19 protein-coding genes are annotated in these 22722 nt (G+C 42.0%); 11 read left to right on the top strand and 8 right to left on the bottom strand.

The genetic code is table 11. The features are described 5' to 3' along the window. Positions 1-17 precede the first annotated feature (17 nt). From JIG37_RS00925 to greB, 4 genes are all read right to left on the bottom strand, one after another. Positions 18-2333, bottom strand: coding sequence for a Tex family protein (locus tag JIG37_RS00925; RefSeq protein ID WP_054554432.1), 2316 nt, complete (start codon positions 2331-2333; stop codon positions 18-20). 135 nt (positions 2334-2468) lie between these two features. Next, complete coding sequence (locus JIG37_RS00920; RefSeq protein WP_054554431.1) at positions 2469-3050, bottom strand: CBS domain-containing protein; 582 nt, start codon at positions 3048-3050, stop codon at positions 2469-2471. A gap of 49 nt (positions 3051-3099) precedes the next feature. After that, positions 3100-3405 carry a hypothetical protein gene (locus tag JIG37_RS00915; RefSeq protein ID WP_194442662.1) on the bottom strand — a complete coding sequence of 102 codons (306 nt, stop codon included), beginning with the start codon at positions 3403-3405 and terminating at the stop codon, positions 3100-3102. A gap of 114 nt (positions 3406-3519) precedes the next feature. After that, positions 3520-4002 carry a transcription elongation factor GreB gene (gene greB, locus JIG37_RS00910; protein WP_054562853.1) on the bottom strand — a complete coding sequence of 161 codons (483 nt, stop codon included), beginning with the start codon at positions 4000-4002 and terminating at the stop codon, positions 3520-3522. A 166-nt stretch (positions 4003-4168) separates the two neighbouring features. Here greB and ompR point away from each other — a divergent pair, with 166 nt between their 5' ends. Together ompR and envZ are read left to right on the top strand one after the other, a co-directional pair. Beyond that, positions 4169-4888, top strand: a complete 720-nt coding sequence (ompR, locus tag JIG37_RS00905) for a two-component system response regulator OmpR (protein ID WP_054554428.1) — start codon at positions 4169-4171, stop codon at positions 4886-4888. A 5-nt stretch (positions 4889-4893) separates the two neighbouring features. Further along, positions 4894-6189, top strand: coding sequence for a two-component system sensor histidine kinase EnvZ (gene envZ, locus JIG37_RS00900; RefSeq protein WP_138618428.1), 1296 nt, complete (start codon positions 4894-4896; stop codon positions 6187-6189). A 125-nt stretch (positions 6190-6314) separates the two neighbouring features. Here envZ and JIG37_RS00895 read toward each other — a convergent pair whose 3' ends face one another. Then, complete coding sequence (locus tag JIG37_RS00895) at positions 6315-8357, bottom strand: glycoside hydrolase family 97 protein (protein WP_199528406.1); 2043 nt, start codon at positions 8355-8357, stop codon at positions 6315-6317. A 159-nt stretch (positions 8358-8516) separates the two neighbouring features. On the opposite strand from JIG37_RS00895, the gene JIG37_RS00890 reads away from it, so the two are divergent. The 3 genes from JIG37_RS00890 (at position 8517) to JIG37_RS00880 (ending at position 12022) form a co-directional block, all read left to right on the top strand. Next, positions 8517-9131: a methylamine utilization protein gene (locus JIG37_RS00890; RefSeq protein WP_138618424.1), complete on the top strand. Its 615-nt coding sequence runs from the start codon at positions 8517-8519 to the stop codon at positions 9129-9131. Further along, complete coding sequence (locus JIG37_RS00885) at positions 9124-10347, top strand: hypothetical protein (RefSeq protein WP_244664326.1); 1224 nt, start codon at positions 9124-9126, stop codon at positions 10345-10347. The genes JIG37_RS00890 and JIG37_RS00885 overlap by 8 nt, the downstream gene beginning before the upstream one ends. A gap of 73 nt (positions 10348-10420) precedes the next feature. Then, positions 10421-12022, top strand: a complete 1602-nt coding sequence (locus JIG37_RS00880; RefSeq protein ID WP_054554423.1) for a methyl-accepting chemotaxis protein — start codon at positions 10421-10423, stop codon at positions 12020-12022. A gap of 49 nt (positions 12023-12071) precedes the next feature. Here JIG37_RS00880 and speE read toward each other — a convergent pair whose 3' ends face one another. Further along, the gene (gene speE / locus JIG37_RS00875) at positions 12072-12935 is read right to left on the bottom strand and encodes a polyamine aminopropyltransferase (protein WP_054554422.1); all 864 of its coding nucleotides are present in this window, start codon (positions 12933-12935) and stop codon (positions 12072-12074) included. A gap of 198 nt (positions 12936-13133) precedes the next feature. On the opposite strand from speE, the gene speA reads away from it, so the two are divergent. The 4 genes from speA to JIG37_RS00855 are packed head-to-tail and all read left to right on the top strand — an operon-like array spanning position 13134 to position 18113. Next, positions 13134-15014 carry a biosynthetic arginine decarboxylase gene (speA, locus tag JIG37_RS00870; RefSeq protein ID WP_054554514.1) on the top strand — a complete coding sequence of 627 codons (1881 nt, stop codon included), beginning with the start codon at positions 13134-13136 and terminating at the stop codon, positions 15012-15014. A 21-nt stretch (positions 15015-15035) separates the two neighbouring features. After that, complete coding sequence (locus JIG37_RS00865) at positions 15036-15914, top strand: acyltransferase (RefSeq protein WP_054554421.1); 879 nt, start codon at positions 15036-15038, stop codon at positions 15912-15914. Between the two features lie 28 nt (positions 15915-15942). Continuing rightward, positions 15943-16866, top strand: coding sequence for an acetyltransferase (locus tag JIG37_RS00860; RefSeq protein ID WP_054554420.1), 924 nt, complete (start codon positions 15943-15945; stop codon positions 16864-16866). Beyond that, a complete protein-coding gene (locus JIG37_RS00855) occupies positions 16863-18113 on the top strand; it encodes a mechanosensitive ion channel domain-containing protein (RefSeq protein ID WP_054554419.1) in 1251 nt (416 codons plus the stop codon). Before JIG37_RS00860 ends, JIG37_RS00855 begins: the two co-directional genes overlap by 4 nt. On the opposite strand, the gene chrA is transcribed toward JIG37_RS00855, so the two are convergent. Continuing rightward, positions 18110-19246: a chromate efflux transporter gene (chrA, locus tag JIG37_RS00850; protein ID WP_199528404.1), complete on the bottom strand. Its 1137-nt coding sequence runs from the start codon at positions 19244-19246 to the stop codon at positions 18110-18112. The two genes, JIG37_RS00855 and chrA, sit on opposite strands and share 4 nt — an antisense overlap. A 120-nt stretch (positions 19247-19366) precedes the next feature. On the opposite strand from chrA, the gene JIG37_RS00845 reads away from it, so the two are divergent. Then, positions 19367-20146, top strand: coding sequence for a transporter substrate-binding domain-containing protein (locus JIG37_RS00845; RefSeq protein ID WP_199528403.1), 780 nt, complete (start codon positions 19367-19369; stop codon positions 20144-20146). 80 nt (positions 20147-20226) lie between these two features. Further along, the gene (locus tag JIG37_RS00840) at positions 20227-20859 is read left to right on the top strand and encodes an OmpA family protein (protein ID WP_054562840.1); all 633 of its coding nucleotides are present in this window, start codon (positions 20227-20229) and stop codon (positions 20857-20859) included. A 61-nt stretch (positions 20860-20920) separates the two neighbouring features. Here the strand turns inward: JIG37_RS00840 and JIG37_RS00835 are convergent, their stop codons facing one another. After that, positions 20921-22693, bottom strand: a complete 1773-nt coding sequence (locus JIG37_RS00835; RefSeq protein ID WP_054554416.1) for an ABC transporter transmembrane domain-containing protein — start codon at positions 22691-22693, stop codon at positions 20921-20923. Positions 22694-22722: the final 29 nt, after the last annotated feature.

Genomic DNA, 22722 nt, shown 5'->3' with positions numbered 1-22722 from the left:
CTTATGCCTACAGCCTATTATTTTTTCACTTTTGCATTGGCAAATGCATCAGCAAAGGCATTACCCATGGCAACATTGCCAAATTCGCGTTTTTGTTTAGGTGCACTTTTCGCTTTCGCAGCTGGCTTAGGTTTGCTAGCTGATGCGGCTTTATTGCTGGTATCAACATCATCGTCTAAACGCATGGTAAAGCTAATACGTTTACGGGCAGCATCTACTTCAACTACTTTTACTTTTACAATATCGCCCGCTTTAACCACTTCACGTGGATCAGAGATAAACTTGTTCGTAATAGCAGAAATATGCACTAAACCGTCTTGGTGTACACCCACATCAACAAAGGCACCAAAGTTAGCAACGTTAGACACGACACCTTCTAAAATCATACCCGGTTTTAGGTCATTAATGGTTTCAACGCCAGCCTTAAACTCAGCTGTTTTAAACTCAGGACGCGGGTCGCGGCCCGGTTTATCAAGTTCTTTGATAATGTCGGTAACCGTTGGTAAACCAAACTTTTCGTCTGTGTAGTCGTTCGCAACGAGCTTGTTTAGGATGTCAGAGTTACCAATTAGGCTGTTAACATCTAAGCTGTTCTTCTCGCAGATACGCTTAACAACTGGGTAGGCTTCAGGGTGAACTGACGAGTTATCAAGAGGATCTGAGCCTGTACTGATACGTAAGAAACCGGCCGCTTGTTCAAAGGCTTTTGGACCTAAACGTTCAACTTTTTTAAGCTCAGAGCGTTTGCTAAATGAGCCATTCGCATCACGGTAGCTAACAATATTTTGCGCTAATGTTTTGTTTAAGCCAGACACGCGAGTCAATAGCGGCACCGACGCCATATTTAAGTCTACACCCACTGAGTTTACACAGTCTTCAACCACAGATGTTAGCGTTTGACCAAGTTGGCTTTGCGATACATCGTGCTGATATTGACCTACACCGATTGATTTAGGCTCAATTTTTACCAGCTCAGCAAGTGGGTCTTGTAAGCGGCGCGCGATAGACACAGCACCACGTAGTGAAACATCAAGGTTAGGGAATTCATTGGCGGCAAACTCAGACGCTGAATAAACAGAAGCGCCCGCTTCACTGACCATAATTTTATTGAGTTTAAGTTCGCTGTTGGCTTTAATCAGTTCAGCTACTAACTTGTCAGATTCACGTGAAGCCGTACCATTACCAATAGCGATTAGCTCAACTTTATGTTGGCGGCATAATTGCTCAAGAGTACGAAGTGATTTATCCCAATGATTTTGTGGTGCGTGCGGGAAAATCGTTTGTGTTGTTAACAGCTTGCCAGTGCTATCGACAACGGCAATTTTACAACCAGTACGCAGGCCAGGATCGAGACCTAACGTAGTACGTGGACCTGCAGGAGCGGCCATTAATAAATCTTTTAAGTTTTTAGCAAAAACGTCAATTGCGCCGGTTTCTGCTTTTTCGCGCATTGCACCTAAAAATTCATTCTCAAGGTGAAGGCTTAACTTAATTTTCCATGCCCATTGCACTACGCCCATTAACCAACTACTTGCAGCAGAATTGCTAACATCTAAGCGATAATGATCGGCAATCATTTGTGCACACACTTGCGCCGGATTTTCTGCGCCAGGCTCTGGGTTGATACTAAGTTGTAACACGCCTTCATTACGCGCACGCAGCATAGCAAGTGCACGGTGTGATGGTACTTTTTTTAGTGGTTCTTGATGCTCAAAGTAGTCGCGGTACTTTACGCCTTCATTTTCTTGACCAGCGATTACAGTACTTTCAATCTGACCATGTTGTGCGATATGACTACGGAATTTAGCAAGTAGTTTGGCGTCTTCTGCAAAACGCTCCATTAAGATAAATTTAGCGCCATCGAGTACCGCTTTATTATCTGCAAAGCCTGCATCAGCATTAATGTAGTCACTTGCTTGTTGTTCAGGGTCGAGGCTAGGGTTGTTAAATAGCGCATCGGCAAGCGGCTCAATACCCGCTTCAATGGCAATTTGTCCTTTTGTACGGCGCTTAGGTTTGAAAGGCAGATATAAATCTTCAAGCTCAGTTTTACTGTCAGCGTTATTAATATCAGCACTTAGCTCAGCAGTTAACTTGCCTTGCTCTTCGATAGTATTAAGGATAAAGCTGCGGCGCTCTTCTAATTCACGTAAATACGATAAACGCTGCTCAAGTAAACGTAATTGCGTGTCATCTAAGCCACCAGTTACTTCTTTACGATAGCGGGCGATAAAAGGAACTGTGGCACCTTCATCAAGTAATTTGATTGCAGCAACAACTTGTGGTTGCTGGGCACTTAGCTCAGTTGCTAAGCGTGCAGAGATATTGCTCATGCATAACCCTTTTTAAAAATAGAAAATCAGTAAAACTGAAGATTAATTGCCTGAATAATATCACAATAAGAAGGCCTTAAAAGCACTGCTTTTAAGGCCTGCAAAAATAGTCTTACACAACGCGGGTTTTAACGCTTAGTGCGGGTGATCAACCTGCTGTAATACTTCGCTGAAGCCATTAGCAATTGGGTTGATATTAACAGGAATATGTAATTTTTTAGCAATTTCACGGGCTGAAATCAAACCACAAATTTCATGTTCAGCGCTGGTTACTAAAAGGAACATCATACCTTGGTGTTCCATAGTTTGCAGTGCATCGCCAATGCATGCATAGCTAATACTTTGTAAGCTTACACCAGCTAAGCTGCTAAGTGGTGTCATTACATGCTGCAAAGTAACTTCATTGCGATGTAAATTGAGGCGCTGAGCAAGAATCATGATTTTAGAGCTTTGTAAGTCAGCACTTGAAGTAATACCAATAAGCTTTTCGTCATTATCTACGACTAAAATAAAGTCAGAACAACGACTGCTGGTTTGTTTAAGTGCATCGACAATACTCAAATCATGATGTGCTCGCACAGGGTCTTTGCTTGTAAAGCTATTTAATACTTTTAGCGCTGGAGAAGTTAAGTCGAGGGTTGGTTCAACTTCGTTTACAGTATTAGATAAAGCACCATTAGAAATGTCTTGAAGACGTAATTCTTTGAATTTATTCATTTTGATCACCATACATTTTAATAAAACTGAAATAGAAAATTTGAGTTAATTAAAAAGCAGGTGGTCCTCGCTGGTGCGCGCTATAAACAGACACCTTATTACAAGGGGGAACATACGAAACAACAGGTGCATCTTGCAGTGGTTGGGCTACATTAGTGATGAACGCAGGAGTATGTTTATCGAGGTCGGTATCTAAGTTAGCAGGGTCTGCACTATCACACGCAATAAAGTGAGCGGTTGGCGTAACACTGTCTGAATGGCTCTCTATATCACTGGCATAAGATATCAAACTCACACTAATTAATAGTGCGAATACAATGGCATTATTCATTATGCGTTGTATTGCGTTTGACATACTTACTACCTTCTAAGACTCAAGTAATGATTTATCTTGAGTAACTTTAGTTATAGATCACATTTTTAGACTAAACAATCACTAATTAACGCTTTCTGAATTTTCTGGCAAAAGTTATTTCGCATCCGGATAAGTTATCTCATTGATATACCATTCTTTTGCGCCTTCAGGTGTGTTCACCGAAAAGTCATCATCAACCTGTTTGCCAAGTAGCGCTCGAGCCATAGGTGCATCAATCGAAATGTAATCTTTGCGCTCGTAAATTTCGTCGGGGCCGACAATACGAAAGCGCTTTGTTTCGCCTTGTTCATTCTCAATTTCGACCCAAGCACCAAAAAACACTTTTCCTGCTTGCTGTGGGTTGTAGTCAACAATTTTAAGATCTGGCATGCGTTTACGAAGATAGCGCACACGTCGATCTATCTGTCGTAAAACACGCTTATTAAACTGATAATCTGCGTTTTCAGAACGGTCGCCCAAGCTTGCTGCCCAAGTCACAATTTTGGTAATTTCAGGGCGCTTTTCATGCCATAAGTAGTCATGTTCTTGTTGTAATTGCTGATACCCTTCTCGGGTTATTAAATTTGTCTTTGCCATTTTATTCAGCCTAAAAAGAAAACCAGCCGCAAGGTATAAAAGTCTTTTACCTTTGTCGAGTGGGATTTTGAAATGTTCAGTAACAATCTAAGCGCGTAATTCGTTTTTTATTCTTAACTTTTTCATTTATATTAATAAGTAACATATTACAAAAAGAATGAAAGTTATGGGACACGAAACGACAAAAGTATTGGTTGTTGATGACGATATGCGCTTACGAAGTTTGCTAGAGCGTTACCTTGTAGAACAAGGCTTTATTGTTCGCTCAGCAGCAAATTCAGAGCAGATGGATCGCTTATTAGAGCGCGAAAACTTCCATTTGATAGTATTAGATTTAATGTTGCCAGGTGAAGATGGGTTATCAATTTGCCGTCGTTTACGTCAAAAAGAAAATGACATTCCAATTGTAATGCTTACAGCCAAAGGCGATGAAGTTGACCGTATAATCGGTTTAGAGCTTGGTGCTGATGATTACATTCCAAAACCATTCAACCCACGTGAACTGTTAGCGCGTATTAAAGCAATTTTACGTCGTCGTGCGAAAGAAGTGCCGGGTGCGCCTGCTGCCGAAGAAAACGAAATTAGCTTTGGTGACTTCACACTAAACCTTGCGACCCGCGAAATGAGCCATGGTGATAAAACAATGTCGTTAACCAGTGGTGAGTTTGCGGTATTAAAAGCGTTAGTGACTCATCCTCGTGAACCGCTTAGTCGCGATAAACTGATGAACTTAGCGCGCGGCCGAGATTACAGTGCGCTTGAGCGCAGTATCGATGTGCAGGTTTCACGCTTACGCCGGATGATCGAAGTGGATGCCGCGAATCCACGTTATATACAAACAGTATGGGGCTTAGGCTACGTATTTGTGCCAGACGGTGAAAAATAACAGTAATGGGCATGTTTCCACGTAGTGCGTTTGGACAAACGGTATTTTTGGTTGCAGCCCTGCTGTTAATCAATCAAATTGTCTCTTATATTACGGTCAGTTTTTATGTTGTTAAACCAACTATAGAACAAGTAAACCTGATCCTATCTAAACAGGTGAAAACCGTGTTTATTGAATGGGAAGAAGGGGTTGAGGTTAGCAAGGAAGCTTCTGATAAGTTTTTTGAGATCACCGGCATCGAGGTCATGACCCAGCGCCAAGCAATGAGTCAGGGTTTGGCTGAAACTCGTGAGTACTCAATGCTATCGCGAAGCATGTCGAAAGAGCTCAATGGTTCTGCTCGGGTACGTATTAGCCAAACCGACCCACTTGTTTATTGGGTTGAAGCTCCACAAGCACCGGGTTATTGGGTACGCGTGCCGCTCACCGGCCTGCAAGAAAACAACCTAAAATTCTTAACCTTTTATTTATCGAGTATTGGCTTTTTAAGTGTACTCGGTGGGTGGTTGTTTGCCCGCCATCTAAATAGACCTTTAAAGGCACTGCAACAAGCCGCTGTTAAAGTAGGGGTGGGTGACTTTTCTACCAAGCTAGAAGAGCAAGGCTCTACAGAAGTCATTGAAGTAACCCGTGCGTTTAACCAAATGTCGCGTGGTATTGCTGCCCTTGAGAATGACCGTCGGTTATTAATGGCAGGTGTTTCTCATGACTTGCGTACGCCGCTTACACGTATTCGCCTTGCCACCGAAATGATGTCGGACGATGAAGATTACCTGCGTGAAGGGATCATTCATGATATTGAAGACATGAATGCCATTATCGACCAATTCATTGAATATTTACGCCACCACAAACGTGAAGAACTTGAGCTAGAAGATTTAAACGCGATTGTTTCAGAAGTTGTCGAAGCTGAACAAAAACATCACCGCACTATTACCTTTAAAGAGAATCCGAGCTTAAGTGAAGTGCCAGTGAGTATGGTGGCAATAAAGCGTGTTGTTACTAATATGATTGAAAACGCAATTCGCTATTCAGATGGTGATATAGAGGTTGAAACCCGCGTGAGCAGTAATAAAAAGTTTGCTATGGTCGTGGTTAACGATCATGGCCCGGGGATCCCTGAAAGCGAACTTGAAACTGTATTTGAACCGTTTAAACAAGGTGATGCCGCTCGCGGTAGCGAAGGCAGTGGCTTAGGCCTTGCGATAATTAAACGTATTGTCGATATGCACGGCGGCCGAGTACAACTACTTAATCGCCCAGAAGGTGGCCTCAGCGCGCAAATCTATTTGCCTTTTTAAAAGTATTTAGCTTTAAGCTATAAGTTTTAAGCAGCCCGAGTGGGCTGCTTTTTTATGGCAATAAAAAAGCGCGACATCAAATGCCGCGCTCTTTTTACTTGAAGCTTAAACTAACAGCTTTTAGCTTAGATTGCTTTAAAACGAATCGCTGTACCGCCGCTGGTGGCAAGCTTTAACGTTAGCTTATCATCAGCAGTCACTATGCGTTTTTCTACTTTTAAGTCGTAAGGGTTATTTATCCATTCAGCTTTGTCACCGTCACGGTAGATTTGCGCTTCAAATTTTTTACCTTTATCTAAGAAGTCTAACTTCACTTCTAAAGTGCGGGCTTTTTCGTCTGTAACAGCACCTAGATACCAGTCGTTACCTGAGTATTGATCACGCTTGCGTTCTTTACGTGCAAATACAACGAAATCGCCAACTTCACCTTGTAGTGCAATACTTTGTTGCCAATCAGTTGGTACATCCTGAATAAACTGGAATGCATCTGGCTTCGCTAAATAATTACGTGGTAAATCTGCCGCCATTTGAATTGGGCTGTACATTACAACGTATAGCGCTAATTGCTTCGCTAGGGTTGTTTGTGGGCGGTTGGTATCAGCACCTAAGCCGTTAAAGCCCATATCAAAAATACCTGGCGTAAAGTCCATTGGGCCTGCAAGCATACGCGTGAAAGCTAGCATTGGAATATGCTCTGGTGGATTCGGCGGTGTACCCCAAGCGTTAAACTCTTGACCACGGGCACCTTCACGAGCAATCCAGTTCGGGTATGTACGACGTAGGCCGGTATCTTTCACAGGCTCATGCGTGTTGATACTAATTTTATGTTTTGCAGCAAGTTTTACGTTGTGTAGGTATTCATTAACCATGAACTGACCATCGTGCCACTCTTTGCGTACAATACCATTTTCATCGATACGCTTGATGTTACCACCGTCGGCGACATAGCCTGTTTTAACTTGGCTTACATTTGATTTTTCGTATAACGCAAATGCATCTTCCATTTGGTTACGGTAGTTAGTCACGTTACCCGACGTTTCGTGGTGACCGATTAATTGTACGCCTTTTTCTTTGCCGTAACGTGTCAGCTCTTCAATATCAAAGTCGTCATAAGGTTGTGTAAAGCTAAAAACGTCACCGTTATAGAACCAGTCGCCATCCCAGCCAATATTCCAGCCTTCGACTAGCACGCCATCGAAGCCATATTTAGCAGCGAAGTCCATGTAATATTTCGTGTTTGCAGTGGTTGCACCATGAATTTTACCGCTACCCCAAGTATTTTCATTGATGTGCATACCCCACCAAATACCTACGTATTTACCCGGTTTAACCCAAGATACATCACCCAGCTTATTTGGCTCATTTAGGTTTAAGATGATATCTGAGTTGATTAAATCAACGGCTTCATCACCAATTTGAATTGTACGCCAAGGAGTATTAAATGCGCCGTGCTTTTTAACCGCTACACCGTCTGACCAAGGTGTTAAATCGGCTTGGAAGGTACCATCACGACGTTGATTTAACACCATGCCTGCATAATCAACAAGGGCAGCTTCGTGAATACTAATATGCACACCCTCTTTATTTTTTATAGTAAATGGTGTGTGCACAAGTGCTGCTTTATGAAGTGGGGTGGTGTTATAAACATATTCATAACGGTTCCAACCACGAGCGGGGATCCACCAAGCTGTTGCATCTGATGAGTCTGTAATTGCAAATTCTGTAAGCTCTTTAGTGATTTCTACATCATCATAGCCAGCTTGTTTTGGTAATTCGTATCGAAAACCTACACCATCATTAAAAGCGCGAAAACGTACCGTAAACGTGCCACCTTGTGGTTGTGGTTTTTTAAAAGTAACAGCGACTTCGTTATGGTTATCAACTACTGTTTGGCGCTCACCCCAAGGTTGATCCCAGCTGTTTTTTACAGAGTCAGTGGTTTGGCTGCTAATTTTGTAACCTTCGCTCATTGCTGGTTGTTGTTTAAAAACAAGGCCTAACGAAGAGTTAGCAATGACTTGTTTACCTGCAAAGCTGATTTCGTAGCTAGGTGTGTGTTGCTCATCTGAGATAGTTACTTTGATCTGCCCATCAGGTGAACTGACGGTTGTGGTTTGTGCTAGGCAAGTACCTGAAAAGGCTGCTAACATTAAGGCAGTTAATCGCATTATTGTTCCTTGGCGGCTTATGGTTATGGATTGTTGTCACGTATTCTCATACATCCTTAAAGCATAAAGTGACTTGCCGGTTAATACGAGAGATCTGCATACGTATTCAACAAAGTGAACGCTGCGATATCAGCCCTGCACCTAAAAAGGTTAAGCAAAATGATAAGAATAACCCTGTTGCTACTATTGTTTAGTCAAAGTTTATTGGCACAGCAAATACAGATAGTTGATAAGCAGAATCAGCCAGTCAAGAATGCCGTGGTTTGGCTCAAAGGTTCAAAACAGCTTGCTGTTGCTGATAGTCACTATACCATGAGCCAAAAAGAACGTGCCTTTGTGCCTCATGTGCTGGCAGTGCCACAAGGGGCAAATGTTGAATTTCCTAACCTTGATTCAATCATGCACCACGTTTATTCATTTTCTAAAACAAAGCAATTTGAGTTAAAGCTTTACCACGATAAACCCGAAAAACCGATTAACTTTGCACAATCGGGGGTTGTTGAGCTTGGCTGTAACATTCATGACTGGATGCTGGGTTACATTGTGGTCGTCGATGGTGGGATTTATGGGCAAACAGATGATCAAGGTATGGTTGAATTAAGCTTACCTGAAAGTAAGTTTACTTTGGCTGTTTGGCATGACCGCTTTAATGATATCAGTACACCAGAAACTATCGAGATAACGAACAATGCAAAGTCGGTGAGCTATCAGTTAAAGCAAAACTTATTACCAAAATTAGAACTAAGCAGTGACGAGTTTGATGATTATGAATAAATGGCAAGCCTTGCTATTGGCGAGTGTTTTTGGGTTGCCTGCAGTGGTATATGCTGAGCATGATGGTCTGGTAACTGTTTCGGCTGTGCGTGGTGACCAACTAGCTAGCTATCAGCGTAAAGGAATTGGCTTATACCTTTATGACCAAGAGCATGATGGTGTTGTGATATCCCAAGCTATGCTGAGTAGTCGTTTTGAGTTAAATAGCGATTGGTCTGCGCACACAGTACTTAACGCTCACCCTGATCCAGAACTAACAGTTGGTTTAACTCAGGCTTATTTGCAATATCAGCCTCTTACAGCTAGTCGTTATAAATGGACAGTGAAAGGAGGTGGCTTTTATCCCAAAATGTCGCTTGAGAACCCGCAAAATGGCTGGATGTCACCTTATAACTACACTAATTCTGCGATTAATACTTGGATTGGCGAAGAAGTGCGGGCCTTTGGTTTAGAGGCAAACATCAAGCGCCCAGGTAGGCAATTTAGAAGTAATCATAGTTTTGAAGGCTTTGCTGCGGTTTTTAAAGGCAACGATCCTGCTGGGACGTTGCTGTCATGGCGTGGCTTTGCTATGCATGGCAGGCAGACTACGTTCAATGAACAAATTGATTTTGCTGTTCCACGTTCATTTGAATGGTCGCAGCTAGATAAGCAAGCCGAGCACGTGGAGCCTTTCGAAGAAGTCGATGGGCGCTTTGGCTATTACGTTGGCGCTCATTGGGATTATCAAAAAAAATCACAATTACGTGTCTATTATTATGACAACAATGGCGATCCAGGTGCTTTGAATACCCGTACTGGTCAATATGCGTGGGATACACGTTTTTTAAGCGCGGCATGGTTGTATAAGTTTAATAAGCAAACACGCATTATTGTACAGCTCCTTGATGGTAAAACTGCGATGGGTACAAATCGTGGGGTAGACAATGATTTTTATAGCCATTTTGTTTTATTAAGCCACAAGTTAGACCAGCATCGTCTCACAATTAGGTATGATTATTTCAAGGTTAGCGATCATGATGATTGGCAATTTGATCCTAACCAAAGTCGTGGAGAAGCTTTAACCGCAAGTTGGCGTTATCAACTGTCAACCAAGTGGCAAGTAGGTGCTGAATATTCAGTGCTGAGCAGTGACGCTCAAAACAGACCCGGTATGGGATTTAATGAGCATAACTCGCAGCAGCAATTTCAGCTTTCAGCGAGTTGGCACTTTTAATTTCATACAGTTTTATATTTTTCAGCTAAGATTCAATAAGCATGCTGGTTTCGATTTTTAATTAGGAAAATGTATGAATTTACAAAGCATTCGCGTTAAAAGTTCCCTACCGATTATTTTGTTAGGCATTGCCATTCTTATTCTAATTGCAGGCTACACTTATCTTATCAGTTTGCAAAAACAAGCTGTTGACGCGCAATCAGAACGATTTTTGAATGCGATTTCGGTCGTTGTTAATGCTGATAGAGATATTTACCAAGCAAAGGTTGCCGAGCTTACTCTTGTTACAAGCAGTAACACAGATAAAACTTATCTAAATGAACATCAAGAAAATGCCGATCAAGTTAAAGAGCGCTTTGGGCAATACTTGTCTTACATGTCACCTTACACCGAGGTAGTCGACCGGTTCCGTCATTTTGATAGCGCATTTGATTCATGGTATTCGGCATCAAAAAACTTTATTAATGACCCACAAAACAGTGAAAAAAAGCAGATTGCTGAACAAACATTTTCAGCACTGAGGGATATTTTAGATAAAGCAGGCGAAGCAGCAGATAAAACATCAAAATCTGAAACTGAGAAGTTAATGGATGGTGTTATCAGCTTTAAAGTTAAACTAATGATAATGATCGCTATCGTTTTACTTGTCGCTGGTTGGTTTAGCTATTATGTACCTCGACAACTCACGAAGCAGATTAACTTTGTGACAGAGCGAATTAATGAGATTGCGTCGGGAGATGGTGATTTAACAGGCCGTATCAATGTAAAAACACAAGACGAGTTTGCAGAACTTGCGACGGCTTTTAACGGGTTTTTAGATAACCTACAACAACTTATCAAAGACATACTTGGACAGGCTAAAGAGCTGCATAATTTAGGTCGTGACCTTGATAATTTTGCTAATCAGAACCATCAAATAAATCAAAAGCTTAGCCAAGCATCTGAATCAATAGTTAGTGCAGTACATGAAATGAGCGTTGCAAGTCGTGAGGTTGCAGGTGTGGCACAAAACTCATCCCATGAAGCTGACAACTCACAGCAACTGGCTAAACAAGGCTTGGCTGCGGTTGATAACTCGAGTCGAAAAATTGTTGCCTTGTCAGATAATATGGAACATGCCAGCCAACGTTCCACTGAACTGCAACAAAGCTCAGACAACATTGCTAAAGTGCTTGAAGTTATTCGCGCTATAGCTGAGCAAACTAACTTACTTGCACTCAATGCCGCAATTGAAGCTGCGCGAGCTGGTGAGCAAGGGCGAGGTTTTGCGGTGGTTGCAGATGAGGTTCGTACCCTAGCAACTCGGACCCAAGAAAGCACTAATGATATTCAAACTATGGTTGAGCAATTTGCAGCCAGTGTTGAGCAATCCTTACAGGCGATTAATAGTGGTAAGCGTTTTGCTGATGAAGCAGTAGAATCGTTTACCCAAACTAACGATATACTTAACTCGATGCAAGAATCATCGGTCAAAGTAAATGATATGGCGATGCAAACAGCACAAGCAACTGAAGAGCAAACTGCTGTGGCAGATGAAATTAGTCAAAACCTGTCTGATCTAAACGATCAAACCCAACATGGAGGCGGGTTAGCGAGTTCAACACAAGAGGTCGCTAACCGTATGAATCAGCTTACTGACGAACTGAATCAGTTAGTTAATAGATTTAAGGTTTAATACAACAAAAAAGGGCTCAATGAGCCCTTTTTTCATCTAGTCAAAACGCTTACTTTTTCTCGAAAGCACGTTTCATATAATTAGGTGTGGCTAATGCACCGTGGTGAATACCTGCATTATAGTATTCAGTGCTTTGCGCAAGTTTATTGGCATCATCTTCACGAAAACCAGCGAACGCTTCTGACTTACGAGCAAGCGTTACAGACCATAAACCACTTGGATAAATTGGTTGTGGGAAAGGCAGCGTTTGTAAGTCAACAAAGCCCACTTCAGTCATTGCATCACGCATTTCAACTAAAAGTGGCATGTGCATAAGTGGCGATTCACTTTGCTGAATTAAGATGCCACCTGGGCGAAGTGCAGTTAAACAGCTGGTATAGAAAGCGTGGTTAAATAAACCTTCGCCTGGGCCAACTGGATCTGTACCATCAACAATGACTACATCGATTGATTCTGGCGCTGCTTCGCGCATGTACTTGATGCCGTCATCAAACATCACTGTAGCACGCGGATCTTGATTTGATTCACACAGCTCAGGGAAGTATTTAAGTGACATTTGTGTCACGACTTCGTCGATATCAATTTGCGTTACGTTTTCAACACTTGGGTGTTTTAATACTTCGCGTAAAGTACCGCAGTCACCACCACCAATGATCACAACATTTTTTGGATTTGGGTGTGCAAGCAATGCCGGATGGCTGATCATCTCGTGGTAAAAAAAGTTTTCACGGCTACTTACCATAGTACAACCGTCAATAATCATCAGATTACCGAAGTCAGTTGTTTCGTACATTTCTACTTTTTGAAATGGCGATTGCTGTTCATCAAGCTTCTTAGTAATGCGTAATGAAAAGGCACTACCATCACGGTCACTAATTTCAGTGAACCAGTTATTTTGATCTAAATTAGCCATCTTGCTTATACACTTTTGGTTAATGGTAAAAAAGGGGTGCAATTCTGCCAGTGCTTGGCTAATTGCTCAATCAAATTTTAATCAGTATAGCGAATATTTTTTATCACTTTGGCATACAGCGCAATTTTTGTTAGCGTGGTCAGCCCTAGCGTATTAAAATGTGCGTTTATATTTAATGAATTTACAGAAGACATTGCCATGACTTGGGGTTTAGATAAAGCACGCGAAACATACAATGTTGCTCACTGGAGTGACGGTTACTTTGACATCAACGCACAAGGTGAGCTGGTGGCTTACCCTGATGGCGATCAAACTAAAGCCGCGGTGTCTTTATCTGAACTGACTGAGCAATTTAAAAAGCAAGGTCTTACCCTACCTGTTTTAGTGCGTTTTACCGATATCTTACAAAATCGCGTTGAAACGCTGACTAGCGCATTTACCAAAGCACGAAATGCCCGTGAATACCAAGGTAGTTATACCTGTGTTTATCCAATTAAAGTTAATCAACAGCGTTCTGTGGTCAGTAAACTACTTGCTCACCCAAGTGGTTTAGTGGGCCTTGAAGCCGGCTCAAAACCTGAGCTGATGGCTATTTTAGGTGTAGCACAAGAGCCAATTACCATCGTTTGTAATGGTTATAAAGACAGTGAGTTTTTACGCTTAGCCTGTATTGGCCAAGGCATGGGTCATAAGGTTCATATTGTTGTAGAAAAACTTTCTGAGCTAACTACTCTATTGGCAGAAATTGATGACCTAGGCATCGAGCCATCAATTGGGATTCGTATTCGCTTAAACTCGGTTGGTAAGGGGAAATGGCAGAATACCGGTGGCGAAAAAGGTAAGTTTGGTTTAACAGCAGGGCAAGTGCTATCTGCGGTTGAGCTGCTTAAATCGCGCAATAAACTTCATTTAATGCAACTAGTGCATTTCCACATCGGCTCGCAAATTGCCAATATCCGCGATATTCATCGCGCACTGCGTGAATGTGCTCGTCACTTTGCAGAGTTAACACAGTTAGGCGTACCACTTAATACCGTGGATGTCGGTGGCGGTTTAGGTGTTGATTACGAAGGCTCTGGGTCACGTAGTTCGTGTTCAATGAACTACAGTGTTGAAGAATATGCGCGTAATGTAGTTAATGCGTTTGCTGAAGTGTGTCAGCAACATGACCTAAAACACCCTGCCATTATTACCGAGTCAGGCCGTGCGTTAACAGCGCACCACGCGGTATTAATTACAGATGTTATTGATGTTGAGCGTGCGCCAAACCATGCAAATCCAACGGCGCCAGAGGCAGGCAGTGTATTGGTACTAGATGAAATGTGGCAGTGTTTACAGCGTTTAACACCGCGTATGGCGTTGGAAATTTATCATGATGCAATGCATCTATTCAGTGAAGCCCATGACCAATATGTGCATGGCCTACTCACTATGCTTGAGTGGGCGAAGCTCGAGCAGTTGTATTTCACAATTTTACATCGTGTTCGTGCATCACTTAGTGAGAATGCCCGTTCACATCGAGAAGTGTTAGACGATTTAAACGAGAAACTTGCCGATAAGCTCTTCGTTAACTTCTCATTATTTCAGTCACTCCCCGATGTCTGGGGGATTGGGCAGTTATTCCCTGTCATGCCAGTTGAAAACTTGCATCAGCCATTAACACAGCGCGCCATTATTCAAGACATTACCTGTGACTCAGATGGGCAAATTCGTGATTATGTCGAAGGCACAGGCATAGAGAGCAGCTTACCTATTCCTGAGTACAAGCAAGGTCAGCAATACCATATTGCAATGTTTTTAGTGGGTGCGTATCAAGAGATTTTAGGTGATTTACATAACCTGTTCGGCGATACAGATTCAGTGCATGTTGAGCTTACAGAAGCAGGCTATCAACTGACTAATGCCATTAAAGGTGACAGTGTTAAGGACGTATTAAAGTTTGTTGATTATGATAGCGAGATTCTTGCTGAAAACTTTGCAAAACGGGTCAACTCACTGGCAATTGATGAGCAATCTAAGGCACAATATTTATCAGAACTAAATGCAGGCCTTGCTGGCTATACGTATTTTGAAGATTAAGCGTTAAAGGAATAAGTAGTAATGTCGATGATCCGTTGTGTGTTCAGTTTTTTATTTTACACCCTCAATACCCTTTTTTGGTTTGTGCCTATTTTTATTTGTGGCCTCATAAAGCTTATTCCAATCAAGCCATTGCAAAAATTAATGAGTTGGATTGCTAAGCAATGCGCCACTATGTGGGTGAGTTGCAACAGCATCAACCAAAACATATTTGCTTCATATAATCTGAACGTGACAGGTCTTGAGCAGTTAAAAGCGAAAGACTGGTACTTGGTGATCGCGAATCATCAAAGCTGGGTCGATATCGTTGTTATGCAACGTCTGTTTAATCGCCGTATTCCGTTTTTAAACTTTTTCTTGAAAAAAGAGCTGATATACGTTCCTTTCTTGGGTCTTGCATGGTGGGCGTTGGATTTCCCATTCATGACTCGTACGAGTAAAGCCCAGTTAAAGAAAAACCCTAAATTGCGTGGCAAAGACTTAGAAACCACGCGCAAAGCCTGTGAAAAGTTTAAAGAAATGCCAGTGAGTATTGTTAACTTTGTTGAAGGTACGCGTTTTACTGAGCAAAAGCATTCTCGCCAAAATAGTCCTTTTGAGCACCTATTAAAGCCGAAAGCGGGCGGGGTTGCGTTTGTTATGCAAGCAATGGGTGAACAAATTTCCAAAGTAGTGAATGTAACCATTCATTACCCTGGTGGTATTCCTAGCTTTGTGGACTTTGCTAGTGGTCGAGTAAAGCAAGTCGATGTGCGAGTAGAAGTGATGGAAGTGAGTCCAAATTTGATTGGGGATTATACGGGCGATGCAGAGTTTAGAGTAAATTTTCAAGCTGAGCTAAATCGAATTTGGGAAGAAAAAAATCAACAGTTAGCCGAATTAGAAGCTAAAACGCAGTAGTATTGCTAACGCAGTCGAGAGCACACATATGTTAAAGAAATTTTTACCAAATTGGTTAACAGGCGTTCTAGTTAGTATTGTCTTGTTTGCTAATGTGATTATTTGGGGCACGCTGGTGCTGCTGTTTGGTGTGCTTAAGTTACTACTGCCATTTAAGGTGGTTAGCGATATTCTTCATTTAGCTTATCGCGGTTGGTGTAAAGGTAACCGCTTTGCCTTGTGGTTAGGTTGCCCAGTAATTGAAATTGATATTAAAGGTAAAGTTACTACAGATGGTTGGTACTTACTTATCTCTAATCATATGAGCTGGCTAGACATTGTTGTTCTGAGTGCAATCGATGTTTTACCCGCGCCAAAGTTTTTCTTAAAAGATGAGCTGAAGTATGTGCCATTCATTGGCACTGGCGCATGGGCTATGGGTATGCCTTTTATGAAGCGGGTGAGCAAAGCGCAACTGGCAAAAAATCCTAAGCTGAAAGGGCTTGATGTTGAGCGCACCAAACGTAGCTGCCGTGATTTTCGTAATCACCCAACAACAATCATTAACTTTGTTGAAGGCACGCGCTTTACAAGTCAAAAGCACAGTAAGCAAAATAGTCCGTTTACTTACCTTTTAAAGCCCAAAGCAGGCGGTATAGCATTTGCTCTTGAGGTGTTAGGTGAGCAATTTGATGCATTATTAAATACCTCGATTATTTATCAGGGGGAGGGCGACCATATTTGCCGTAACCTGATGCGTGGCCGTTTAAACGTGATTAAAGTTGAAGTGCAAGTGCAAGCAATTAGCGCAGAGATGATTGGTGATTATCAGCATGACCGTGCATTTAGAACGGCTTTCCAACAACATATTAATGAGTTGTGGTTACAAAAAGATGCTCAGCTACTAACTTATCACCAAGCTCAGCAAGCTGAGTACCTTGCTACCATCAATAAGGAGATTGAAGCGCCATGAAGCAAACTCACCTACAAGAGTTGGTGATGCCTTGGTTTGAATCAATGCCAGACGCGGCGCTAATAAGTGCATTAACCGCTACAGCTATCGGCGTTGGCTCATTACTAATAATTTACATGTTTACCCGTCGCTTATTACTACCGGGTATTCAAAAGGTTGTTACACGCCTGTCTCCTGAGCGTATTGGTGCGCTCACACCTATGCTCAATAAGTTAAACCGTCGTTTTGCAGGGATATTGTGCTGTGTACTTTATTTAGCGACCTTCGATTATGTTTATCCAGTTCATGATGTCGCTGCATTAGTACTTAAAACGGTGGGTCAAATTGCACTGATCATTTACGGTGGCTTCATTTTAAGTAGTGTGGTGAGCATTGCTGGTGGTATTTATAACCAGCTTGATTTTGCGCGCGATATTCCGATTCAGGGCTTGATCCAAGTTGTAAAACTTATCACTTTTATGGTTTGCGCCATTCTCATTGTGAGCATTTTGCTAGAGAAGTCGCCAACTTATATTTTGTCTGGCTTTGGTGCGATAGCGGCGGTGACCTTACTCGTATTTAAAGACACCATTTTGGGTTTTGTCGCCAGTATTCAAATAGCAGCAAATCGACTAGTAACTTATGGTGATTGGATCCAAGTGGATAGCTATGGCGCAGACGGTGAAGTTATCGACCTTGGCTTAAATACAGTAAAAGTGCGTAACTGGGATAACACGATTACAACCATTCCAACTTACATGTTAGTTGCAGGGTCATTTAAAAACTGGCGTGGTATGCAAGAGTCAGGTGGTCGTCGTATCAAGCGTTCTTTAAACATTGATATGAATAGTATTCGTTTGGTGGATGATGCTTTTCGAGAGCAAATTGATGATGCAATTCCTTTGCATGACTACATACGAGTAGCAAATTTACCTAACCCAGTAACAAATCTTGGCTTATTTAGACGTTATGCTGAAGGTTACTTAAAGCAACATGAAAAAATTAATCGTGATTTAACTTTAATGGTGCGAGAGCTGCAACCAATAAATCATGGTTTACCTATTGAGTTTTATTGCTTTAGTGAGGATAAGCGCTGGATTTCATACGAGCACTTGCAAGCAGAGATCATGGATCATCTACTTGCTGTACTGCCTATTTTTGGGCTTAGACCTTATCAAAGTGTTACGGGTCAGTTGAGCACAAGCGAAGCCCAAACTGGCTTAAAGCCTAGTATCAAGGTAGCTAATCCTCCACGTGAGAAAGCTTAAAGCTGACCAATCAATAAGCTAATCGTAATAAAGCCTAACAAAAGCCACCAAATAGGTGGCTTTGCCATTCTTAGCCATGTAAATGCTGCAATGACTAAAGCTACTTGCCATAGATTTTGCACTGCCGATTGCCAAATCGGTGAATAAAGAGCAGCGGCTAAAAACCCCACTACAGCGGCATTTAGCGCTGCGATACTGCCTGCAAAGCGTGGCTTATCTGCTAACTGTAACCAGCTTTTCATAAAGGCTAACATCAACAAAAAACCCGGTAAGAAAATCAGGATGGTCGCGACAATAGCACCTACAAGTGGAATGCTTGGTGTAACTTGTGCGCCTAAATAAGTAGCGATAGTAAACATCGGTCCAGGTATGGCTTGGGCACTGGCATAAGCCGATAAAAACTGCTCAGTTTCAAGGCTCGGTACACCAGCTTGTAAAATAGGTAACACAACGTGACCGCCACCAAAGACCATAGCGCCAGTTTGATAAAATGGGGCAAACAAAGAAAGCGATTCACCGAAAGGTAAAAAACTAATTAATAACAAGATGGCAAATAAGCCAAGTGGTAACCAAGCTATTTTCACTGATTTTTGCTCTTGGCTTTCAGGTAATTTAAGTTGTGGATAGCACCAACCTATAGCCGCTGCTGCAATAAGTACTAAAATTTGGCTCGATAATTGTGAGAAAATAATCAATACAACAGTACTTAGCACTGCTATAAGTTTATGTAAGTGGTTTTTGCAAAAGCTCATTGCCATGCTATAGGTTGCATCGGCAACAATCACTACTGCAAAGAGTTTTAGCCCAGCAATTACTGCAAAGTATATATCACCAAATTGATGAGCGCTTAGAGCCAGAAAAAACATGATTAAAAATGAGGGTAGGGTAAACCCAATAAAAGCGCACAGGCCACCCAATACCCCTCCTTTTTCAACCCCCATCGCAAAGCTAACTTGACTCGAACCTGGGCCCGGTAATGCTTGGCTAAGACTAATCAGTTGGGCATAGCGTTCAGCAGAAAGCCATTTTAAATTATCAACAAAGTGGCGTTTGAAGTAACCAAGGTGTGCTGCAGGGCCACCAAAGCTCATACAGCCTAATAAAAAGAATTGCTTAAATATGATGAATAACATTGATTTGCCATCAGTAATTTTTTTTCAATTATGACAAAATTGTATGACATTTTTGTGGTTTTTATGACACAAGGCCGTCTACAATATACAGAACCAGTGAACGTAGTCATGAGTATCACTATGAAACACTACATTGCAAGTTTGTTGTTATTTTTTTTCAGTGGCTTAGTATCTGCGAACTCTTATGAGAAAGTGTTGGTGGCTGTTGATCATGCGCCCCCTTATGGCATGATTTCTGATGATGGTAAAGTGAGTGGCGCAATTGTTGATATTATGCGTGAAATGCAACCTAGCTTACCAATTAAGTTTGAGTATGTTGCTTGCCCATTTTCTCGTTGTTTAAAGATGCTTGAGCAAAATGAGCTGGATGTGATGGGCGGCCTTATTCGCACAGAAGCGCGCGAACAAAAAATGCAGTTTCTTACCCCGCCGTATATGATGCTGTCGTCTTCTTTCGTGTTTTATGCAAAAGCTGATAGCGAGCTTAAAATAAACAATTATCAAGACCTAGTCGGTAAGCGCATTGCGGTAATGCGAGGTGCTGCGCATTTTCCCAGCTTCGACACTGATAAAACCCTCACTAAAATCGAGGCTTTAAGCGAACATAATGCTTTTGAGATGTTATTAAAAAATCGTGTTGATTTAGTGATTGCTGTTGAAGAGACTGCAGATCATGCCTCCGTTTTTTTGCAGCGACCTTCACAAGAAATTGTAAAAATGCCTTATCGCTATAAAGATGTTATTTATGGTCACATTGCCCTAAGTAAACAGTTTGCAAGCTCGAGTTTAGCCGAAAAAATTCAAGAGCGCCTTAATACCTTAGTCCTCAATGGCCGTTTAACAGAATTGGTCAAAAGTTATAACTTACCTCCGGTTACTGCTGTAGCAATCGATAAGTAACCCATTCTTCATAGTTTGTTCATAGACGTTCATTCATAATTGTTAACAATTCAATTTGAATAATTGCCATGGAGAGACACATGACTTTTACAAAATCAGTTTTAACAGTGGGCGTATTAGCCGTTTTATTGACAGGTTGTGAGACAACGAATACAGGTAAAGGCGCTGCGATTGGTGCTGCTACAGGTGCCGTTCTAGGTAAAGCAACTGGCGACCACGATGATAAACGTATCTTCATTGGTGCGGCTATTGGTGCATTAGCAGGTGCAGCCGTTGGCGATTATATGGATAAGCAAGAAGAAGCATTTCGCGATGAGCTAGCAGGCTCAGGTGTTGAAGTGGTTCGTGAAGGCGACAATATTCGTCTAGTCATGCCATCAAATATTACTTTTGCAACTGACCAATCTTATATTTCGTCGGGCTTTCATAGCACCCTAGACGCAATTGCTAAGGTGATGAATAAATACGAAAAAACCTATTTAAGCGTTGAAGGTCATACCGACAGCACAGGTAAAGATAGCTACAATATGACGTTATCTCAACAACGTGCGCAAAGCGTAAAAGATTACTTAGTTAATCATCAGATTATGTCTGCGCGTATCAGCACACGAGGCTATGGTGAAACACGCCCTGTGGCAAGCAATGACTCAGCAAATGGCCGAGCTTTAAACCGCCGCGTAGAAATTCAGATCGTACCGAATACACAAGGTTAGATTTTATATCTAGATTTGTGGTCAGGTTTGATATGCCCTTTCAAACCTGACATTTCCCTTCTTAATCTCGATTAAACTGTAATTCGCACAATTGTTTATACAATGGGTTAGTCTCAAACAATTGCTGATGCGTACCCGTTGCAATAATTTCTCCTTTATCCATCACGACAATCACATCGGCGTGTTTAACCGTTGCCAAACGATGGGCAATGATCAGTGTTGTTCTGTCTTTCATTAGATGCTCAAGGGCAGCTTGTACATGAAACTCACTTTGTGCGTCGAGTGCACTGGTTGCTTCATCAAGCAATAAAATTGCAGGGTCTTTTAATATTGCGCGGGCCAGAACTATGCGTTGTTTTTGCCCACCTGAAAGCCTAACACCTTGCTCCCCTAAAAAGCTGTGGTAACCATCTGGTAGTTGACTAATAAACTCATCGGCATGGGCATATTTGGCCGCCGCATATACTTGCTCGTCGCTGGCGCTTGGGTTGCCATAACGTATGTTATGCATTACGTCTGAGCTAAATAAAATTGGGTTTTGTGCCACCATCCCCATTTGCTGGCGTAAGCAATCAAGAGAGAGTGCTTTTATGTTTATTCCTGCCAGCGAAATACTCCCTGAACTTGGGTCGTAAAAGCGCTGCAGTAACTCAAACAACGTTGTTTTACCAGCCCCCGATGGGCCAACGATAGCAAGAGTTTGACCTTGTTTTACTTGTAAATTCAGCGTATTTAAAGCGGCTTTATCTGGCCTTGAAGGGTAATGAAAAGATACCTCATTAAACTCGATAGCAGGGTGATTAAGTTTGTTTGCTTCAAGTTGTGCATCATGATTTGTATCTGGACTTTTGATCATGCTTTCAACGGCAAGTAGCTCTAACAGCCGTGCTGCTGCACCTGCGGCTCTTTGCAGCTCACCATACACTTCGGCAACGGTTGCTACAGACATCGCCACCATAATCGCATAGAACACGAAAGCACCTAGCTCACCACCTGTCATAGTGCCAGCTAATACGTCACTGCCACCAACCCAAAGCATCACGCTAATAGCACTAAAGGTCAGAAATATCACCGCTGCAATCAAAAACGAGCGCTGTTTGATTCGGCTCTTCGCTACTTGAAACGCCTTGTTGGTCTCTTCGCTAAATGCTGCTTTTTCACGTTCTTCATGGCTATAACTTTGCACTACTTTAATATTTTGAATGATCTCACCAGCATAGGTGCTGATATCGGCAATGGCATCTTGGCTTGAGCTTGCCAGTTTTCTTACTTTTCGGCCAAAAATCATCATCGGCACTAATACTACTGGTACGCAGGCAACAACGACAAGAGTCAGCTTTAGGTTGGTAATTAGTAACATAGCCAAGCCACCAATCAGCATTAAACTACTACGTAGTGCCATTGAAAAAGAGGAACCAATGATAGATTGCAATAAGGTGGTGTCGGTGGTCAGGCGCGACATCAGCTCGCCACTACGGTTTTCTTCAAAGTAGCTCGGGTGTAATGTAACGATGCGATCAAACACGGCTTTACGGATATCGTTACTGACTCGCTCACCAATCCACGACATTAAATAAAAGCGACAAAAAGTACCTACAGCTAATAAGCTTATTAAACCAATCAACACCATTACTGCTTGTTGAAGCTGAGCTTGTGAGCCTGCAATAAAGCCATGGTCGATAACAAATTTAACGCCTTGTCCGAGTGATAAGTTAACACCGGCCGTAAGCAGCAAGGCGCCAAGGGCTGCAAACACCACCCATTTATAGGGTTTAATAAAAGCTAAAATCGGTAACAGGCTACTAAATGCGGCCTTTTCTTTATTGGTAGACATGCTAGATTCTTGTTGATGAATAGGGTATA

The sequence above is a fragment of the Pseudoalteromonas sp. bablab_jr010 genome, assembly GCF_016464105.1.
GTDB lineage: Bacteria > Pseudomonadota > Gammaproteobacteria > Enterobacterales > Alteromonadaceae > Pseudoalteromonas > Pseudoalteromonas simplex.
Note: the sequence above shows the minus strand (reverse complement) of the source record. Positions and strands in the feature narration are given on the sequence as shown.